Annotated in this window: 17 protein-coding genes; 5 read left to right on the top strand and 12 right to left on the bottom strand. The window is 67.1% G+C overall.

Features of this window, described 5'->3' with window-relative positions:
- Nucleotides 1–108: 108 nt before the first annotated feature.
- Nucleotides 109–1068: a CysB family HTH-type transcriptional regulator gene (locus AC1Q6E_RS25020; protein ID WP_152796213.1), complete on the top strand. Its 960-nt coding sequence runs from the start codon at nt 109–111 to the stop codon at nt 1066–1068.
- Here AC1Q6E_RS25020 and AC1Q6E_RS25015 read toward each other — a convergent pair whose 3' ends face one another.
- Together AC1Q6E_RS25015 and AC1Q6E_RS25010 are read right to left on the bottom strand one after the other, a co-directional pair.
- Complete coding sequence (locus AC1Q6E_RS25015; protein ID WP_152796211.1) at nt 1069–1476, bottom strand: DoxX family protein; 408 nt, start codon at nt 1474–1476, stop codon at nt 1069–1071.
- 78 nt (nt 1477–1554) lie between these two features.
- A complete protein-coding gene (locus AC1Q6E_RS25010) occupies nt 1555–2199 on the bottom strand; it encodes a peroxiredoxin (RefSeq protein WP_152796209.1) in 645 nt (214 codons plus the stop codon).
- A 226-nt stretch (nt 2200–2425) separates the two neighbouring features.
- Between AC1Q6E_RS25010 and AC1Q6E_RS25005 the strand changes: the two genes are divergently transcribed.
- Nucleotides 2426–3043: an RBBP9/YdeN family alpha/beta hydrolase gene (locus AC1Q6E_RS25005; RefSeq protein ID WP_492573746.1), complete on the top strand. Its 618-nt coding sequence runs from the start codon at nt 2426–2428 to the stop codon at nt 3041–3043.
- Between the two features lie 22 nt (nt 3044–3065).
- Here AC1Q6E_RS25005 and AC1Q6E_RS25000 read toward each other — a convergent pair whose 3' ends face one another.
- The 4 genes from AC1Q6E_RS25000 to AC1Q6E_RS24985 all read right to left on the bottom strand — a co-directional run bounded on the left by AC1Q6E_RS25000 (nt 3066) and on the right by AC1Q6E_RS24985 (nt 7762).
- Nucleotides 3066–4862: an acyl-CoA dehydrogenase gene (locus AC1Q6E_RS25000; RefSeq protein WP_492573745.1), complete on the bottom strand. Its 1797-nt coding sequence runs from the start codon at nt 4860–4862 to the stop codon at nt 3066–3068.
- Between the two features lie 110 nt (nt 4863–4972).
- Nucleotides 4973–5902, bottom strand: a complete 930-nt coding sequence (locus AC1Q6E_RS24995; protein WP_296556594.1) for an electron transfer flavoprotein subunit alpha/FixB family protein — start codon at nt 5900–5902, stop codon at nt 4973–4975.
- A gap of 2 nt (nt 5903–5904) precedes the next feature.
- Nucleotides 5905–6654: an electron transfer flavoprotein subunit beta/FixA family protein gene (locus AC1Q6E_RS24990; RefSeq protein ID WP_152795733.1), complete on the bottom strand. Its 750-nt coding sequence runs from the start codon at nt 6652–6654 to the stop codon at nt 5905–5907.
- A 187-nt stretch (nt 6655–6841) separates the two neighbouring features.
- Nucleotides 6842–7762, bottom strand: a complete 921-nt coding sequence (locus AC1Q6E_RS24985) for a histone deacetylase family protein (protein ID WP_152795735.1) — start codon at nt 7760–7762, stop codon at nt 6842–6844.
- Nucleotides 7763–7848: 86 nt separating this feature from the next.
- Between AC1Q6E_RS24985 and mltB the strand changes: the two genes are divergently transcribed.
- Nucleotides 7849–9087: a lytic murein transglycosylase B gene (gene mltB, locus AC1Q6E_RS24980; protein WP_492573744.1), complete on the top strand. Its 1239-nt coding sequence runs from the start codon at nt 7849–7851 to the stop codon at nt 9085–9087.
- Here mltB and cysM read toward each other — a convergent pair.
- The 6 genes from cysM to AC1Q6E_RS24950 form a co-directional block, all read right to left on the bottom strand.
- Complete coding sequence (cysM, locus tag AC1Q6E_RS24975; RefSeq protein ID WP_492573743.1) at nt 9060–9965, bottom strand: cysteine synthase CysM; 906 nt, start codon at nt 9963–9965, stop codon at nt 9060–9062. The two genes, mltB and cysM, sit on opposite strands and share 28 nt — an antisense overlap.
- A gap of 29 nt (nt 9966–9994) precedes the next feature.
- On the bottom strand, nt 9995–10396 hold the full coding sequence (locus AC1Q6E_RS24970; protein ID WP_492573742.1) for a ComEA family DNA-binding protein: 402 nt from the start codon (nt 10394–10396) through the stop codon (nt 9995–9997).
- Nucleotides 10397–10547: 151 nt separating this feature from the next.
- Complete coding sequence (rfaD, locus tag AC1Q6E_RS24965; RefSeq protein ID WP_152795725.1) at nt 10548–11537, bottom strand: ADP-glyceromanno-heptose 6-epimerase; 990 nt, start codon at nt 11535–11537, stop codon at nt 10548–10550.
- Between the two features lie 15 nt (nt 11538–11552).
- Nucleotides 11553–12515, bottom strand: coding sequence for a D-glycero-beta-D-manno-heptose-7-phosphate kinase (rfaE1, locus tag AC1Q6E_RS24960; RefSeq protein ID WP_492573741.1), 963 nt, complete (start codon nt 12513–12515; stop codon nt 11553–11555).
- 222 nt (nt 12516–12737) lie between these two features.
- Nucleotides 12738–14015 carry a lipopolysaccharide assembly protein LapB gene (lapB, locus tag AC1Q6E_RS24955; protein ID WP_492573740.1) on the bottom strand — a complete coding sequence of 426 codons (1278 nt, stop codon included), beginning with the start codon at nt 14013–14015 and terminating at the stop codon, nt 12738–12740.
- Nucleotides 14016–14024: 9 nt separating this feature from the next.
- A complete protein-coding gene (locus tag AC1Q6E_RS24950; RefSeq protein ID WP_152795723.1) occupies nt 14025–14348 on the bottom strand; it encodes a LapA family protein in 324 nt (107 codons plus the stop codon).
- A 211-nt stretch (nt 14349–14559) separates the two neighbouring features.
- On the opposite strand from AC1Q6E_RS24950, the gene AC1Q6E_RS24945 reads away from it, so the two are divergent.
- Both AC1Q6E_RS24945 and AC1Q6E_RS24940 read left to right on the top strand, forming a co-directional pair.
- Nucleotides 14560–16215, top strand: a complete 1656-nt coding sequence (locus AC1Q6E_RS24945) for a rhodanese-like domain-containing protein (RefSeq protein WP_492573739.1) — start codon at nt 14560–14562, stop codon at nt 16213–16215.
- Between the two features lie 20 nt (nt 16216–16235).
- Nucleotides 16236–17228 (top strand): tripartite tricarboxylate transporter substrate-binding protein, encoded by a 993-nt coding sequence (locus AC1Q6E_RS24940; RefSeq protein ID WP_152795719.1) that lies wholly within the window; start codon nt 16236–16238, stop codon nt 17226–17228.
- The last annotated feature ends 104 nt before the right edge of the window (nt 17229–17332 follow it).

The raw sequence follows: 17332 nt of genomic DNA, 5'->3' as shown, positions 1-17332 counted from the left end.
CGCGCATTAGATCATTTTCAAATTTTCGTTCTGATTTTCTTGTTTGCGACGCAACATGGACGATCGCTGGCGCCGCTCCCTCGCGCCGGCCCGAGCGGGAGAACCAACTTGAATTTCCAGCAACTGCGCTCCGTCCGCGAAGCCTTGCGCCGCAATTTCAACCTGACCGAGGTCGCCAATACGCTGTACACGTCACAGCCGGGCGTCAGCCGCCAGATACGCGAACTGGAGGACGAACTGGGCACGACGATCTTCGAGCGCGCCGGCAAGCGCCTGACCGGCCTGACCCAGCCGGGCAAGGAAATCGTCATCATCATCGAGCGCCTGCTGCTCGAACAGGAAAACCTGAAGCGCGCGGCCCAGGAGTTCGGCGCCCGGGACCAGGGCCGGCTGACCATCGCCACCACCCATACCCAGGCCCGCTACGCACTGCCTGTGGTCGTCCAGGCATTCCGGCGCAGCTTCCCCCAGGTCCACCTGAACCTGCAGCAGGGCTCGCCCCTGCACATCGCCGAATGGGTGGCCAGCGGCCAGGCCGACATCGGCATCGCCACCGAAGGGCTGCAGGCCGACACCCGGCTGTCGACTTTCGCCGGCTACCGGTGGAACCACGTCATCGTCGCGCCGCCCGGACATCCCATCCTGGCGCGCGAACGGCCGACGACCGACGAACTGGCCCGGCACCCGCTGATCACCTATGACACCGGACTGACCGGACGCTCGCACATCGACGCGGCATTCGCCCGCGCCGGCATCGTGCCGGACATCGTGCTGACGGCGATGGACGCCGACGTGATCAAGACCTATGTGGCGGCGGGCCTGGGCATAGGCATCATTGCCGCCATGGCCTACGACAGCGACGAGGACACCAAGCTGCGTTCGCTGGCGGCCGACCACCTGTTCGCGTCGAACATGACACGCCTGGCGGTGCGCCGCGGCGCCTACCTGCGCAACTTCGCCATCGCCTTCATCGAGATGTTCGCGCCGCACCTGGACCGCGACACGATCACCACGCAGCAGGACGAAGACGCGCCGGCGGCGCGGCAGCCCGAACCGGCCGGGGCGTGATCAGTTGAGGGTTCCGCCCTTGCCACCCGCGCTGAAGCGCCCCGCGCCGATCAGCGCGATGACGAGGCCGGCGCACAGATAGAGCCCCTGGAGCTCCAGCGTCCAGGCGCCGCTCTTGGTCACGGTGAAGATCTGGTTGGCATGGGCGAGCACGATGGCCACGGCCATGTTGATGGCGACCAGGAGGCCGCCAAGCCGGGTGTAGATGCCCACCAGCAGCAGGATGGGCGCGGCAATCTCGCCCACGTAGACGAAATAGGCGAGGAAAGTGGGCAGCCCGTGCGAGGCGACGAGCCCCTTGACGAAACCGATGCCGCCAATGACCTTCGGAATGCCATGCATCAGCATGAGCACCCCTACGAACACGCGCAGCAGGAGTTTTCCAAGATCGTCGGCGGTCTGGAGCATGGGAGTCCTAGCGGAGGAAAATGATGGCCCGCATTACAGCACATGTGCGTGACACGGGCATCTCTTCCCGCCGCGGGCTCACTCCTTGTTGGGCTGGGGCGTGGTGCGCAGGTAGGGCCGTACCACCTTGTAGCCCTTGGGGAACTTCTGCTTGAGCACCTCGGGGTCCTGCAGCGAGGGCACGATGATGACGTCCTCGCCGTCCTTCCAGTTCACCGGCGTCGCGACGCTGTAGTTGTCGGTCAGTTGCAGTGAATCGATCACGCGCAGGATTTCATCGAAGTTGCGCCCGGTACTCGCGGGATAGGTGATGGTAAGCCTGACCTTCTTCGCCGGGTCGATGACGAAGACCGAACGCACCGTGGCGGTGGCGCTGGCATTCGGGTGGATCATGTCGTAGAGCGTGGACACCTTGCGGTCGGCGTCGGCCAGGATGGGAAAGTCCACCCGGGTGTTCTGCGTGTCGTTGATGTCGCCGATCCATTGCTGGTGGGAATCGACCGGGTCGACCGACAGCGCCAGCACCTTCACGTTGCGCTTGGCGAACTCCTGCGCGAGCTTGGCGGTATAGCCCAGTTCGGTCGTGCAGACCGGCGTGAAGTCCGCCGGATGCGAGAACAGCACGCCCCAGCTGTCGCCGAGGTAACCGTGGAAATGGATACGACCCTTGGAGGAATCCTGTTCGAAATCGGGAGCGGTGTCGCCCAGACGCAATGCGGCCATGTCGGTCTCCTACGTGTCCAAATAAAACATTCTGGCGTTCGGCGGAAGAAGCAGGAACAAATGTTTCCACATATTAATATTTCTTCTAGTAATAACAAGAAAGCTGATTCTTATTTCCCCGCATAAGAACACCGCCCCGCGCGCAGCCCCGCCTTCCAAGCTGCGGTAATTAACAAACGAAAAATTCTTCGTTCCCAGTAATGAGCGCGGACGCCATCATGCGCCCATGCGACTGCAACCCTTGATCGTCCCCGGCTGGAACAACTCCGGGCCTGCCCATTGGCAGAGCCGGTGGGAAACCCGTCTGCCGCGCGCGGTGCGCGTGCAGCAGAACGACTGGGCTTCGCCCGGCCTGCATGACTGGACCGCGACGCTGGCCGCCGCCATCGAGGCGGCGCAGCGGCCGCCGCTGCTGATCGCCCATAGCCTGGGCTGCATCACGATATGCCACCTGCCGCTGCGCGTGCGCGAGAAGGTCGCGGGGGCGTTGCTGGTGGCGCCCGCCGACGTCGGACGCGCGAACGCTCCGGCGCGGCTGCGCTCGTTCTTCCCCGTGCCCATGCAGACACTGCCCTTCCAGAGCGTGGTGGTCGCCAGCACCAACGATCCGTATTGTTCGCTGGAACGGGCCCGTGAGTTCGCCGAAGCCTGGGGCAGCCGTTTCGAGCAGCTCGAAGACGCCGGCCACATCAACGCCGAATCGGGCTACGGCGAATGGCCGCAAGGCCTGAAACTTCTGGCGGCCCTGCGGCGCCGGGCGCACTGGCGCATTCCCGTCGCCCCCTGCCGCACGCCGCCGCTGCCGCCGTCGCAGGCGACCGGCCACCATCGCCCGTCTCCCTGAGCCGCGCCGCCGGCCGGCGGTTTCAGAAGGCGTCGACCGGCATTGCCAGCGTGCTGGCCCCACCCTGCAGGATCTCGCGGCGCAAGGCCTCGACCCGAGGCAGGAGGTGCGCGCAATAGAACCGCGCGCCAGCCAGCTTGGCCGGATAGAAAGCGTCGACATCCCCCTTCGCGATCCGTCGCCGGCACGCCAGCGCCGCGCGGGCCATCTGCCAGCCGCCGTGCGTGAGCCCCGCCAGCATCAGATAGGGCACGCTGCCCGCGTAGACCTCGCGCGCGTCGTCCCGATAGCGCTCGACCACGAAACGCACGACTTCCTCGTAGGCCTGGATGGCGTCGGCCAATTGCCCGCGCAGCGCCGCCAGTTCCTCGTCGCCGTCCAGCTCGGCCAGGGTTTCGCGCATGTGGCCGATGACGGCGGCGGCCACCGCGCCGCCATCGCGCGCGGTCTTGCGCCCCACCAGGTCATTGGCCTGGATCGCGGTGGTGCCCTCGTAGATCGACAGGATGCGGGCGTCGCGGTAGTACTGGGCGGCGCCCGTTTCCTCGATGAAACCCATCCCCCCGTGCACCTGTATGCCGAGCGAGGCCACCTCCACCGCCATCTCGGTCGAGAAGCCCTTGACGATGGGGACCATGTATTCGTAGAAGGCCTGGTTGCGCGCGCGCACCTGGGCATCGGGATGGCGGTGCGCGAAATCGTGCGCCCCGGCGGCCACGTAGGCCACGGCGCGGGCGGCCTCGGTCAGCGTGCGCATGGTCAGCAGCATCCGCCGCACGTCCGGATGATGGACGATGGCCACCGGCCCCGCCGAGCCCTCGACCGCCCGGCTCTGCACGCGGTCCCTGGCATAGGCCACGGCATGCTGGCTGGCGCGCTCGGCCACCGCGATACCTTGCAAACCGACGGCGAAGCGCGCGGCGTTCATCATGATGAACATGGTTTCCAGGCCACGGTTGGCTTCGCCCACCAGGTAGCCGATGGCGCCCGGGCCCACCTCGCCCTTGTCCTCGCCGTACAGCAGGACGGCCGTGGGACTGGCCTTGATGCCCAGCTTGTGCTCGATCGAGGCGCACCAGACGTCGTTGCGCCTGCCCAGCGACCCGTCATCGTTCACCAGGAACTTGGGCACGACGAACAGCGACAGGCCCTTGATGCCCTCGGGCGCGTCGGCCAGACGGGCCAGCACCATGTGCACGATATTCCGTGCCATGTCGTGCTCGCCGTAGGTGATGAAGATCTTCTGCCCGTGCAGCCGGTAGCTGCCGTCGGGCTGCGCGACGGCGCGCGTGCGCACCAGCGACAGGTCCGAGCCGGCCTGCGGCTCGGTCAGGTTCATGGTCCCGGTCCAGGAACCATCGATCATCGACGGAATGAAGCGCCGCTTCTGTTCCTCGGTCCCGGCCGTCAACAGCACCTCGATGGCGCCATCGGTCAGCAAGGGACACAGCGCGAACGACAGGCAGGCGGCGTTCAGGTTTTCCATGCACGGGGTGGCGACCACCTTGGGCAGGCCCTGCCCCCCGAAGTCCACGGGATGCTGCAAGCCTTGCCAGCCCCCCTCGACGAAGCTGCGGAATGCCTGGGCGAACCCCGGCGATGCGGTGACGGCGCCGTCGCGCCAGGTGGGCGGCTGGAGATCGCCGTCACGGTTGAGGGGCGCGATCACGTCCTGGAGCAGGCGCGCGTTCTCGTCCAGGATCGCATCGACGACTTCCTGGCCGGCTTCCTCGCCACCGGGTAATTGATGAACCTTGTCCAGGCCGGCCAATTCGCTCAGCACGAATCGGATGTCCCGCAATGGAGCCACGTAAGCCATGCAAACCTCCGGTCAATTGGGGTACCGAGGGCCGTGCGGCGGCAAGACCGGCGGCCCGGCCCTGTTCGGGTGCGCCGCCCCGCCCTTGCGGGGCGCGGCGGCGTTCGCGCCTACAGCGCTTTCGTCAGCTCGGGTACGGCGGTGAACAGGTCGGCCACCAGCCCGTAGTCGGCCACGCCGAAGATCGGCGCCTCGGCATCCTTGTTGATCGCCACGATCACCTTCGAGTCCTTCATGCCCGCCAGATGCTGGATCGCGCCGGAGATCCCCACCGCCACATACAGCTGCGGCGCGACGATCTTGCCGGTCTGGCCCACCTGCCAGTCGTTGGGCGCATAGCCCGCGTCGACCGCGGCGCGCGAAGCGCCCATGGCCGCGCCCAGCTTGTCCGCCAGCGGCTCGAGCAGCTTGAAGTTCTCGGCGCTGCCCATCCCGCGTCCGCCCGACACCACGGCCTTGGCCGCGGTCAATTCCGGGCGGTCGCTCTTGGCGACCTCGCGCCCCACGAACGAAGACTTGCCGCCGTCGCCCACCGCGGCCAGGTTCTCCACCGGCGCCGAACCGCCCGCGGCCGCGGCCGCGTCGAAGGCCGTCGTGCGCACGGTGAGCACCTTGACGGCGTCGACCGACTGCACCGTGGCGATCGCGTTGCCCGCGTAGATGGGGCGCTCGAACGTGTCGGCCGAATCGATGCCGATGATGTCCGAGATCTGCGCCACGTCCAGCTTCGCCGCCACGCGCGGCGCGACGTTCTTGCCGTACGCCGTGGCCGGGAAAAGGATGTGGCTGTGGCCCTGGGCCACCGCCAGCACCTGCGCCGCCACGTTCTCGGCCAGACCGTCGGCCAGCGAAGCGCCGTCGGCCGCCAATACCTTGGTCACGCCCGCCACCTGCGAGGCCGCCTGCGCCGCCCCGCCCACCCCCGCGCCCGCGACCAGCACGTGCACGTCGCCGCCCAGGCGCTGCGCCGCCGTGATCGTGTTCAGCGTCGCCGCGCGCAGGTGTGCATTGTCATGTTCCGCTACGACCAGTATCGCCATCTTCACACCACCTTCGCTTCATTCTTGAGTTTGCCCACCAGCTCGGCCACGTCCGCCACCTTCACCCCGGCCTTGCGCGCCGGCGGTTCGGCCACTTTCAGCGTCTTCAGGCGCGGCGTCACGTCCACGCCCAGGTCTTCCGGCTTGACGGTTTCCAGCGGCTTCTTCTTGGCCTTCATGATGTTGGGCAGCGTCACGTAGCGCGGCTCGTTCAGCCGCAAGTCCGTGGTGACGATGGCCGGCAGCGACAGCGCCACCGTTTCCAGGCCGCCGTCCACTTCGCGCGTGACCGTCGCCTTCCCGTCCGCCACCTCGACCTTACTCGCGAAGGTGGCCTGCGGCCAGTCCAGCAGCGCGGCCAGCATCTGGCCCGTCTGGTTCGCGTCGTCGTCGATCGCCTGCTTGCCCAGGATCACCAGTTGCGGCTGCTCCTTGTCGACCAGCGCCTTCAGCAGCTTGGCCACGGCCAGCGGCTGGAGTTCTTCCTGCGTCTCGACCAGGATGGCGCGATCCGCGCCGATGGCCATCGCGGTGCGCAGCGTCTCCTGGCACTGCGCGACGCCGCACGACACAGCCAGGACTTCGCTGGCCACGCCTTTTTCCTTCAGGCGCGTCGCTTCTTCCACGGCGATTTCGTCGAACGGGTTCATCGACATTTTCACGTTCGCGATGTCCACTCCCGTCTGGTCCGACTTCACCCGGACCTTCACGTTGTAGTCCACCACTCGCTTGACTGGCACTAACACCTTCATCGTCTGCAACCTCGTTGTAGATAAACCGGCTACGCCTGGGTAACGGGCGTGGGGAAGCGCGGAGAACCGGGCACACGCTCGGTACCGCTGTCCCGACACAGGGAAACCCGTCGATTATAGGTAATCGACATTTGCTTCTCCCAGGTTTGGAATACGGGTAAATACCGACGGCACCTGCGCATGGGACTCAGATGCCCGCCAGCGCGCGTATGTGGGCCGTGGCGCTGCGCCCCAGCGCCGACAGGTTGTAGCCCCCCTCCAGGCAGCTGACGACCCCCGCGCCGTGCTCGCCGGCCAGTTGCACGAGCTGCTCGGTGATCCAGGCGAAGTCCGATTCGACCAGCCCCATGCGCCCGATATCGTCCTCCCGGTGCGCATCGAAGCCCGCCGACACCAGCACGAGCTGCGGCCGGAATTGCCGCAACCTGGGCAGCCACCGGGCCGAGACCAGCTCGCGTATCGCCGCCCCCCCCGTGTACGCGGGCACGGGCTCGTTCAGCATGTTGCCGGCCCAGGGCGCGGCGCCACTGAAAGGATAGAACGGGTGCTGGAAAAAACCGCACATCAGCACGCGTTCGTCGCCCGCCAGCGCCGCCTCGGTGCCGTTGCCGTGGTGCACGTCGAAATCCACGACCGCGACACGCGCCAATCCGTGGTGCGCGATGGCATGGCGCGCGGCAATCGCCACATTGCTCAGGAAGCAAAAACCCATGGCCTGGTCCGGGCAGGCATGGTGGCCGGGAGGCCGCACCGCGCAGAACGCCGACTCGCCCTCGCCCGCCAGCACGGCGTCCACGGCCGCGATGGCGGCGCCCGCCGCGTGCAGGGCCGCCGTATAGGTATGGGGATTCATGCAGGTATCCGGGTCGAGCTCGACATAGCCTCGGACCGGCGAGCGCTCGACCAGCGACTCCAGGTATTCGGACGTATGGACGCGCAGCAGCGATTCCTGCGTGGCCCGCGGCGCCTCGCGTTCGACCAGGTGCGCGGCCACCCCCGACGCGAGCAACTGGTCGGAAATCGCATCCAGCCGCGCCGGGCATTCAGGATGCCCTGCGCCCATCTCGTGCAACCTGCACGCGGGATGCGTGAAATAAAGCGTAGCCATGGCTTCCATTCTGCGCCCGACTTGCATAGCGGCCGAACAGCCGGCAGCATCACGCTATCGATATCGCTTTTCCGGAAATCTTACGCGTGAATTCGACCCCCCGCTTTCTTGCCCGGTCGCGCGGCGGCCCCTTCGCTGCCGGACTCGCCGCGCTCGCCCTGTGGGGCTGCGCCTCGCACCCGCCCCCCGCCGCCGCCCCCATGCAGGGCATGCCGCCCGCCCCCGACATGCAGGCCGCTCCGCGCCCCGCCGCCCCGATCACGCAACCGGTCGCGCCGGCGCCCGCCGCGCCGGTAGCGGTCCCGGTCCCGGTCCCGGTGCCCGCGCCCTCCGGCCCCTTGCCGGTCGCCGAAGCCCGGCGCGCCTTCGTGGCCGACATGGCGGGCCGGGGGCTGGACGCCGCCCGGGTCGGCGCCCTGCTCGACCAGGCGAAATACTCGGAAACCGTCGCGCGGCTCGTGCTGCCGCCTTCCTCGCCCACTGTCCGCAGCTGGCCCCGGTACCGCGCCCGCTTCATCGAAAGCCGGCGTATCAAGGAAGGCGTCGCCTTCCAGGAAGAACACGCGCGCGACCTGGCGCGGGCCGAGGCCCGCTACGGCGTCCCCGTCTCCATCATCGTCAGCATCATCGGTGTCGAGACCTTTTATGGCCGGGTCACCGGCAACTTCCGCGTCATCGACGCCCTGGCGACCCTGGCCTTCAACTATCCGGCCCAGGCGCGCAGCGATCGCAGCGCCTTCTTCCGCGAGCAACTGGCGCAATTCCTGGTCTGGTGCCAGGAAACCGGCACCGATCCGCTGGCCGTCAAGGGGTCGTACGCGGGCGCGATGGGCCTGCCGCAGTTCATGCCCGGCAGCTTGCGCCAGTTCGCGGTGGACGGCAACGGCGACGGCCGCATCGACCTGCTGGCCAGCCCCGCCGATGCCATCGCCTCGGTGGCCAACTTCCTGGTCGAGCACGGGTGGCAGCGCGACCAGCCTGTGTTCCTCCCGATCGGGCTACCGGGCGACCCTGCCGCGCTGGTCGACGGCGGCCTCAAGCCGACCCTCGACTGGCCCCGGTTGCAGGCCGCCGGCGCACGGGCGCCCAAGGTGGCGGGGATGTCGGACGCGTGGATGCAATGGCCGCTGGCGGTCATCGACCTGTACGATGGCGCGACGGGCACGACCGAATATCGTGTCGCCGCGCCCAACTTCTTCGCCCTGACCGAATACAACCGCAGCTACTTCTACGCCACCTCGGTCACCGATCTGGCCGTGGAACTGGAACGGCGCAACCGGGTGGCAAGCCGGGTCGGTCAGTTGAACACGCCGGTGGACAAATAGCGGTCGCCGCGATCGCAGACGATGAAGACGATGGTGGCGTTGCTGACGGTCTCGGCCACGCGCAGCGCCGCCACCAGCGCGCCGGCGGACGAGATGCCGCCGAAGATGCCCTCTTCCGCCGCCAGCCGGCGGGCCATGCTTTCGGCCTCGGCCTGCGTGACGGACTCCTGGCTGTCCACCGCCGCCGGATCGTAGATCTTGGGCAGGTAGGCCTCGGGCCACTTGCGTATGCCGGGAATCTGCGAGCCTTCCGCGGGCTGCGCGCCCACCACCTGGATGGCCGCATTGCGGCTCTTCAGATAGCGTGACACCCCTACGATGGTACCGGTGGTGCCCATGGCGCTGACAAAGTGCGTGACCTGCCCGTCGGTATCGCGCCAGATTTCCGGCCCGGTGGTCTCGACGTGCGCCAGGGGATTGTCAGGGTTGGCGAATTGGTCCAGCACCCTGCCCTTGCCCTCGGCCTGCATCTGCAGGGCCAGGTCACGGGCATATTCCATTCCCCCCTGCGCGGCGGGCGTCAGGATCAGTTCGGCGCCATAGGCCGTCATGGCCGCGCGGCGTTCGAGCGACAGGTTGTCCGGCATGATCAGGATCATGCGGTAGCCGCGGATGGCGGCCACCAGCGCCAGGGCGATGCCGGTGTTCCCGCTGGTCGCCTCGATCAAGGTATCGCCCGGCTTGATCTCGCCCCGGGCCTCGGCCCGGGCGATCATGGACAGGGCCGGACGGTCCTTGACCGAACCGGCCGGATTGGTGCCTTCCAGCTTCGCGAGAATGACATTGCCGCGCGCGGCGTTTCCTTCTCCCGGGATGCGCTGGAGCCGGACCAGCGGCGTGTTGCCAATGGTCTGTTCGATGGTCGGGTAGCTTCTCATGCGCCCCATCATAATCCAGCCGCCCCGGTTTAGTTCCCTTTCCCCTTACTCCCTGGAGGCATATTGACCAGGATGGGCGGCGCCTCGCGGCCGGCCGGACCGATGGACAACCCGGCGGCCCGCAGGCCCTGGAGCCGCTTTCCGCCCAGCCCGCGCACGCGCCCGGACAGATCCTCGAACGACGAGAACGGACCGCCCCGGCGGCGCTCCTGGACGATGGTGGCGGCGGTCCTGGGACCGATGCCCCGCACGGCTTCCAGTTGTGCCGGCGTGGCGGAGTTCACATCCACGCTGGCGGCCTGGACGCCGCCGAGGGCCGCCAGCCCGAGGCCCGCCACGACGGCCAGCCTTCCCGCGCAGCGCCGGGCGCCACGCAGGCGGTAGGGCCGGGGATCGGGCTCGGCGCGCGTGGGATCGAGAAAGGGATTCATGGCTAGGCTCCGATGAAAGTTGGCGGCGACCGCGCCGGCCGCCGCGACACCGTCCGGCGTCATCGCAAGCTTGCTCCTGGAGCCGCCCCGGAAGCGGGCGCGAACGGCCCGCTGTCCAAGGGGGGAAATACGTAGCAACGCCCGGCCGTTCCTACTTCGACATGCCGCGCAGTTCGCGGACGTATTCGGAAACGCCAGCCTGCACGTCCCGCATCGGCGCGGTGAAGCCGGCCGCGCGCAACTGCGTGGTATCGGCCTGGGTGTAGCTCTGGTAGCGGCCCTTGAGATCCTCGGGGAATTCGATGTAGCGCAGCAACCCCTGCGCCGCCAGGTCGGCCAGCGGCAGCGGCGCCTCGCCGCGCTCCTCGCGCAGCGTATTGACCACCGCGGCCGCCACGTCGTTGAAAGGCTGGGCGCGGCCGGTGCCGCAGTTGTAGACCCCGGACACCGGGCGGCCCAGGAAATGCAGGTTCACGTCCACCACATCATGGACCGAGATGAAATCCCGCTGCTGCCCTCCGTCGCCGTAGCCATCCCAGCCGCCGAACAGGCGCACGTGGCCTTCCTTCAGGAACTGGTTCATGTTGTGGAAGGCGACCGAGGCCATCCTGCCCTTGTGCTGCTCGCGCGGGCCATAGACGTTGAAATAGCGCAGCCCCACCACCGGCGCGGTCAGCGAGCCCAGGCGGCGGCGCAGCACCTGGTCGAACAGGAACTTCGAATAGCCGTAGACGTTCAGCGGCTTCTCGTTGCGCAGGTCCTCGGCATAGACCGGGCCCGCGCCGTACACGGCGGCCGACGAGGCGTACAGGAAGGGAATCCGTTCGCGCTGGGCATACTCGAACAGCTCCAGCGTGACGCGATAGTTGTTGTCCATCATGTACTGGCCGTTGCGCTCGGTGGTGTCCGAGCACGCGCCCTGGTGCAGGATGGCGTCCACCTTGGGCAGGGCCCCGTCCGCCACACGGCGGCGGAATTCGTTCTTGTCCAGGTAGTCGGCGATCTCGCCGTCGACCAGGTTCACGAATTTGTCGCCTTCGAGCAGGTCGTCGACCGCGATGATGTCGCGCTCGCCCCGGGCATTCAGGCCCTTGACCAGATTGCTGCCGATGAAGCCGGCGGCTCCCGTTACGATGATCATGGCAAATTCCTCAATCTAGATCGCCAGGCCGGCACGCAACTCGTCCGGCGTCACGATGGATGTTCCCAGCTTGCCGACGACGATGCTGCCCGCCAGGTTGGCCCATCTCATGGCCGCATGCAGATCCAGCCCCGAGGCGCGCATGACCGCGAGCGTGGCGATCACGGTATCGCCGGCGCCCGAGACGTCGAACACCTCGCGCGCCAGGGCATCGACGTGGTCGCGCCCCTCGGCCGTGAAAAGCGTCATGCCCAGTTCGGACCGCGTCACCAGCAAGGCCTCCAGATCCAGCGCCTGGCGCAGGTGCTGGGCACGCTCGGCCAGTTGCGCCTCGTCGCGCCAGCGTCCCACCGCCTCCCGCATCTCGGACTGGTTGGGCGTGACCAGCGTGGCGCCGCGATAGCGGCCGTAGTCATCGCCCTTGGGATCGACCAGTACGACGCAGCCGCGCGCGCGCGCCAGGGCGATCAGGTCCTGCACCTGGTCCAGCACGCCCTTGGCGTAGTCGGACAGCACGATCACGTCGTGGTCGGCGATGTGCGCCGCCACCCGCTCCGCCAGTTCGGCCAGCACGCCCGGCGACGGCGGTTGTTCGAAATCCACGCGCAGCAACTGCTGCTGGCGGCCCAGCACGCGCATCTTCATCGTGGTCGGCACCGACCGGTCCGCCACCAGATCCGCGCGCACACCTTCGCCCTCGCACAGCCGCCCGATCGCGCGCCCCGAGTCATCGTCGCCCACCACGCCCACCAGCGTCACGTGCGCCCCCAGCGTCGCCGCATTGCGCGCCACGTTGGCCGCCCCGCCCAGCCGGTCCTCGCTGCGCGACACATGCACCACCGGTACCGGCGCCTCGGGCGAAATCCGATGCACCTCGCCGAACCAATAGCGGTCCAGCATCACATCCCCCACCACCAGCACCCGCGCCGCCGCGCGCTGCTCATCCGAGGGAAACACCCCCAACGCCGACACGCTCATGCGTTGCTCCCAAACGGCAAACCGACAGTCAGCCAAGAACTGCCACACACCAAGAAAACGTCACGCAGATCCAGGGCGCCGCGGATCCGGCTCCGCCGGTCCATCCGCATCGTCCCACGGACCCGGCGCCGGGCCGCCCCAAGGCGGGTCCCCTCGGGGGGTTGCCGCGCAGCGGCTGGGGGCTCACCATACTGGGCGCGCGTCAGCGCGCAGGGGGGGACCTCATCCTGCATTCAATTCTTCCAATCGTTTGGGCGCATAGGTTTCCCACGCATTGCAGCCCGGACATTGCCAATGGAACCGCTTGGCCTTGAACCCGCACGCCTGGCAGGCGTAGCGATCCAGGCGCTGCGTATGCGTGTGTATCAGGCTGCGCATCAGCACGGCGTCGTCCGCGGGCGTCCACGGCGACGCGGCATCGGCCTGCGGATTGTTCAGCGTCACCACATTGGCCGCCGCCGGCTGCCCCGGTTCGATCTGTGCCGCCTTGTCGCCCGCCACCTGCGCTTCCAGCAGCCGGTCCAGCCCCAGCAGCGACGGATTGCGCTGCAAGGCGCCGCGCGCGAAATTCCAGGCCTGGGCCAGGCCGCGCTGCCGGCGCAGCGCCTGGAAAATGGCATCGAACAAGTCCAGCGAGGGATAGCGCGCGTAGTGCGCCTCGAGCCTCTCCAGCCCCTCGTTGGCCGTGCCGCGCGCCTCGTGGTTGGCCAGAAACTGCTCGGCCACCAGGCCCGCATATTCAGGATGCGCGGACAGCACGGACTCCAGGTGCAGGCGCTGCGCCCGCAGGTCGCCTTCGCGCTTGGCCAGGTCGGCCCGCATCATCGCGATGCGCACGTGGGGAGCCGTGTCGTTGCCCCGTTGCGCCTGCGCCGACGCGTGCGTGGCGGCGTCCAGCGCGGCGTGGGCAGCGTCCGTGTTGCCGGCCGCCAGCGCCGCCGCGGCTTCCTCGCAATGGAAATGGACGGCCTGCGGTACCGGCTCGTCGATCAGCCCTTGCAAGGCCTGCACGGCCTGGATCGCGTGAGGCCAGTCCCGCTCGGTCTCGTGGATGCGGATCAGCGCGCGCAGCGCGTCGGGCGCGAATCGCGTCCCTTTCAACTGATCGAATGCCGCCTCGGCCCGGTCCAGCATGCCCGCGCGCAGATAATCCTGAGCCAGCTCGTGCAGGGCCTGCTCACGCTGGCTGTCCGGCAGATCGGCCCGCTGCAGCAGATTCTGGTGCACGCGGATGGCGCGCTCGATCTCGCCGCGGCGGCGGAACAGGCTCCCCAGGGCAAAGTGCAGCTCGATCGTTTCGGGGTCGAGCTTGGCCACTTCGATGAAGGCATCGATGGCGCGATCGTGCTGCTCGTTCAGCAGGAAGTTGAGCCCGCGGAAATAGGAATCGGGCACGCTGCGGTGCTCGGACAACATCTGCCGGATATCCACGCGCGCGGCCACCCAGCCCAGCCCGAACAACAAGGGAATGGCAATCAGCCACCAGGGTTCGAAATCCACGTGGACGCCTTACAACGGGGTCACGGGCAGGATGACGTCGGGCGAAGGCGGCGCGTCCGCGGACGAAGCCCCCTGCCCCACGGCCCGGGCCTGGTCGAGCTCGCGCCGCAGCGAGGCGATCTCGCGCCGGCGGCGCATCACGCCCGGCACGGTCAGCAGCAGGCCGAACACCGCCCCGGCCACGAAACTGGCCAGCATCACCACGATCAACGGCACTTCGCTGATCAGGTGATCGGCGAAGAAATATACGTTCACCCGGTCGGTATTCTTGAGCGCGAACAACAGGACCACCACGAAGATGACCAGTCTCAGCGCCCAGACGAGATATCGCATGGCTATGCTCCAGGTGAGAAATGGAATATCCCGCGATTGTAAATGACCCTACCCCCGAGCGCTTCCGGCGCGGCCGATCAGATCCCCGCCCCCTGGGGCCGGGCCGACCAGCAAACTCATAAATTCATGCAAGAAGAATCGTAGGCCCGATTGCCCGGCAAATATAGACTGGCCCGCTCGATGAACCAGTGCTACTCCGACGAGCCCATCCATGAATCACCCCGCAATCGCAGAAACACGGCACCAGGCCCGGGAAATCGGCCGCATCGATCCGGATCGGCTGGCTTGCCTGCTCCAGGACAGGGAAGAACTGGCCCTGATCGATGTCCGGGAAACGGGCGCGTTCGCCCGGCGACACATCCTCTATGCGGTTTCCGTGCCGCTATGGCGCATGGAACAGTTGATCCGGCGGAAAGTGCCGCGCCAGCAGGCCCGCATCGTCGTCACGGATGATCGCGGCCTCCTCGCGAGCGAGGCGGCCCGGCTGCTCGACCGGCTTGGCTATTCGAACATCGCCATCCTGGATGGCGGCATCGACGCCTGGGAACGCTCGGGCCACGAGGTGTTCAGCGGCGAAAATGTCCCGAGCAAGGCATTCGGCGAGATCGTCGAAGTCGAAGCGAACACGCCGCACATCAGCGCCCGCCAGTTACACGATCGCATCCAGGCTGGCGAGGACCTGCTCATCGTCGACGGCCGCACGCCCGAAGAATTTTTCAATTTCAGCATTCCCGGCGCCTACAACCTGCCGAACGCGGAACTGCCCTACCGCATCCGCGAACTGGCGCCCGATCCCAAGACAACGGTCGTCGTCAATTGCGCGGGCCGCACCCGCAGCATCATCGGCGCGCAAACCCTCATCGATGCGGGCGTTCCCAACCCCATCGTCTCGCTCCAGGACGGCACCATGGCGTGGTTGCTCGAAGGCCATGCGCTGGCACATGGAAAACACGCCATCCTGCCTGAGCCGTCCCCGGAACATCTGCGGCAGGCGCAAGACCATGCCCGAAAACTCCTGGAGCGGGCCGGCGTTTCGCATGTCGATGGCCAGACGCTCGGGCAGTGGCGCAACGACGCCGACAGAAGCACCTTCCTGTTCGACATCCGCACCAGGGAAGAATATCGCGCGGGCCATCTCCCGGGCTGGCGCTGGGCTCCCGGAGGGCAATTGATCCAGGCCACGGACGAGTACATCGGCACACTGGGCGCACGCATCGTGATTGCCGACTGGGACGGCGTACGCGCGGCGACCGTTGCGGCCTGGCTGGTTCAGCTGGGACGGTACGATGTCCATCTCCACTTGCCGGAACAACCCGCGCAGCTGGAAACAGGCGACGAACCGGTCTATATCCTCAGGGACCCGGACACCGGCCCTTCCGCGTGGATTTCCCTGGAAGAAGCGGTGCAAAAGCAAGCGCGTGGCGACATCGTCGTGATCGATGTCGACTCCGCACGGCTTTATGCGAAAACACACATTTCATCCGCCTGCTACGTCGTCGCCGAACGTATCGAGCATTTCGCGCCGCAATGGCTTGCGGACGGCAAGACCCTGGTCATTACCTCCACCGATGGCGTCCTTGCCGACCTCGTGACCCGCAGGCTCAAGGCCCGGGGCCTGGCGGCCAGAGCGCTGCTGGGCGGCAACCGTGCATGGTTCGAAGCAGGCCTGCCTGTCGAAAGCGGCGCCGAGAACAACCTGAGCGGCGAAGAATACGCATGGTTCAACGCCTATGACCATGCCGACATTTCCCTTCGCAACCAGAAATTCAAGGAATACCTCGATTGGGAAGTCGGGCTGGTCGCTCAATTGCAGCGCAAGGGCGCCGAGGCCCCATTTACCGTGCTTGGCGCACGGGCAGTCCGATAAGACCCAGCTTGGAGCTCCCCATGAAACGCCGTGAATTTCTAGGCGCCGCCGGGATGGCGGCCGCCTCGTCCCTGGTCGGCCTCCCGTTGTCCGGCCATGCGCAGTCCGCGAATGGATTCCCCGCGAGGAATCTGCGCATTCTCGTCTCCGCATCGCCCGGTGGCAGTGCCGACAAACTCGCCAGAACGATCGGGCAGAAGCTCGATGCGCTCTGGGGTACCCGTACGCTTGTCGAGAATCAGCCAGGCGGCGGCGGATCCATTGCCACCAACACCGTCGCGAAGGCAAAACCCGACGGCTACACGCTGCTGCTTGGCGGCGATGGCCTGTCCATCGATGCCGTCCAGCAATCCAGGACATTGCCGTATGACCCGCGAAAAGACCTGACCGGCGTCATCAAGGCCGTGGTCAACCCGCTGCTCATCATGGTCAGGCCCAACCTTGGCGTCAACAACTTCCAGGAGTACCTGGCATTCCTGAAGGCCAACGAAGGCAAGACATCCCTGGCTCTTTCCGGTGCCAAGAACAGCCACCAGCACCTGGCGGTCGAACTGCTTTCCCAATTGACCGGGGTGAAAATCAATGTCATCCCGTCCTTGGGCGGCGGCCCCGCCATGCTGGACGTGATCGGCGGGCATATCGATGCGCAGATCATTACCCTGGCGGCCGCGACGGAGAATATCCGCGCCGGGAAGCTGAAAGGACTGGCCGTCACCACGCCGTTCCGCTCCAAGGCGCTGCCGGACATCCCGACGCTGCAGGAAGCCGGCATCAAGGGCTATGCCTTCCAAAGCTGGCAGGGCCTGGTCGCGCCGGCCGGCACGCCGGCTCCCATCATCCAGAAGATCTACAGCGAAGTCGCCGGCATCCTGCAGAAACCGGAAAACAAGAATTCGCTGGAGGACCTGGGCTTCATCGTGGCGGCCTCCAATCCCGCGGACGTCAACCAGACCATCGCGGATGACAGCAAGCTGTATGCCGAAGTCGCCCGCAAAGCCGGCCTGAAGCTGTAGGACGCGGTCATGGCGCCTTCATTCATCAGGAATCAGCCGGATTTCGTCCTGGGCCTGCTGTACATCCTGGCCGGGGGGGGGGGGGGGGGGGGGGGGGGGGGGGG

The sequence above is a fragment of the Pigmentiphaga sp. MLSB6-MA01 genome (assembly GCF_058793475.1).
This window is presented reverse-complemented; position numbering and strand designations above follow the sequence as displayed.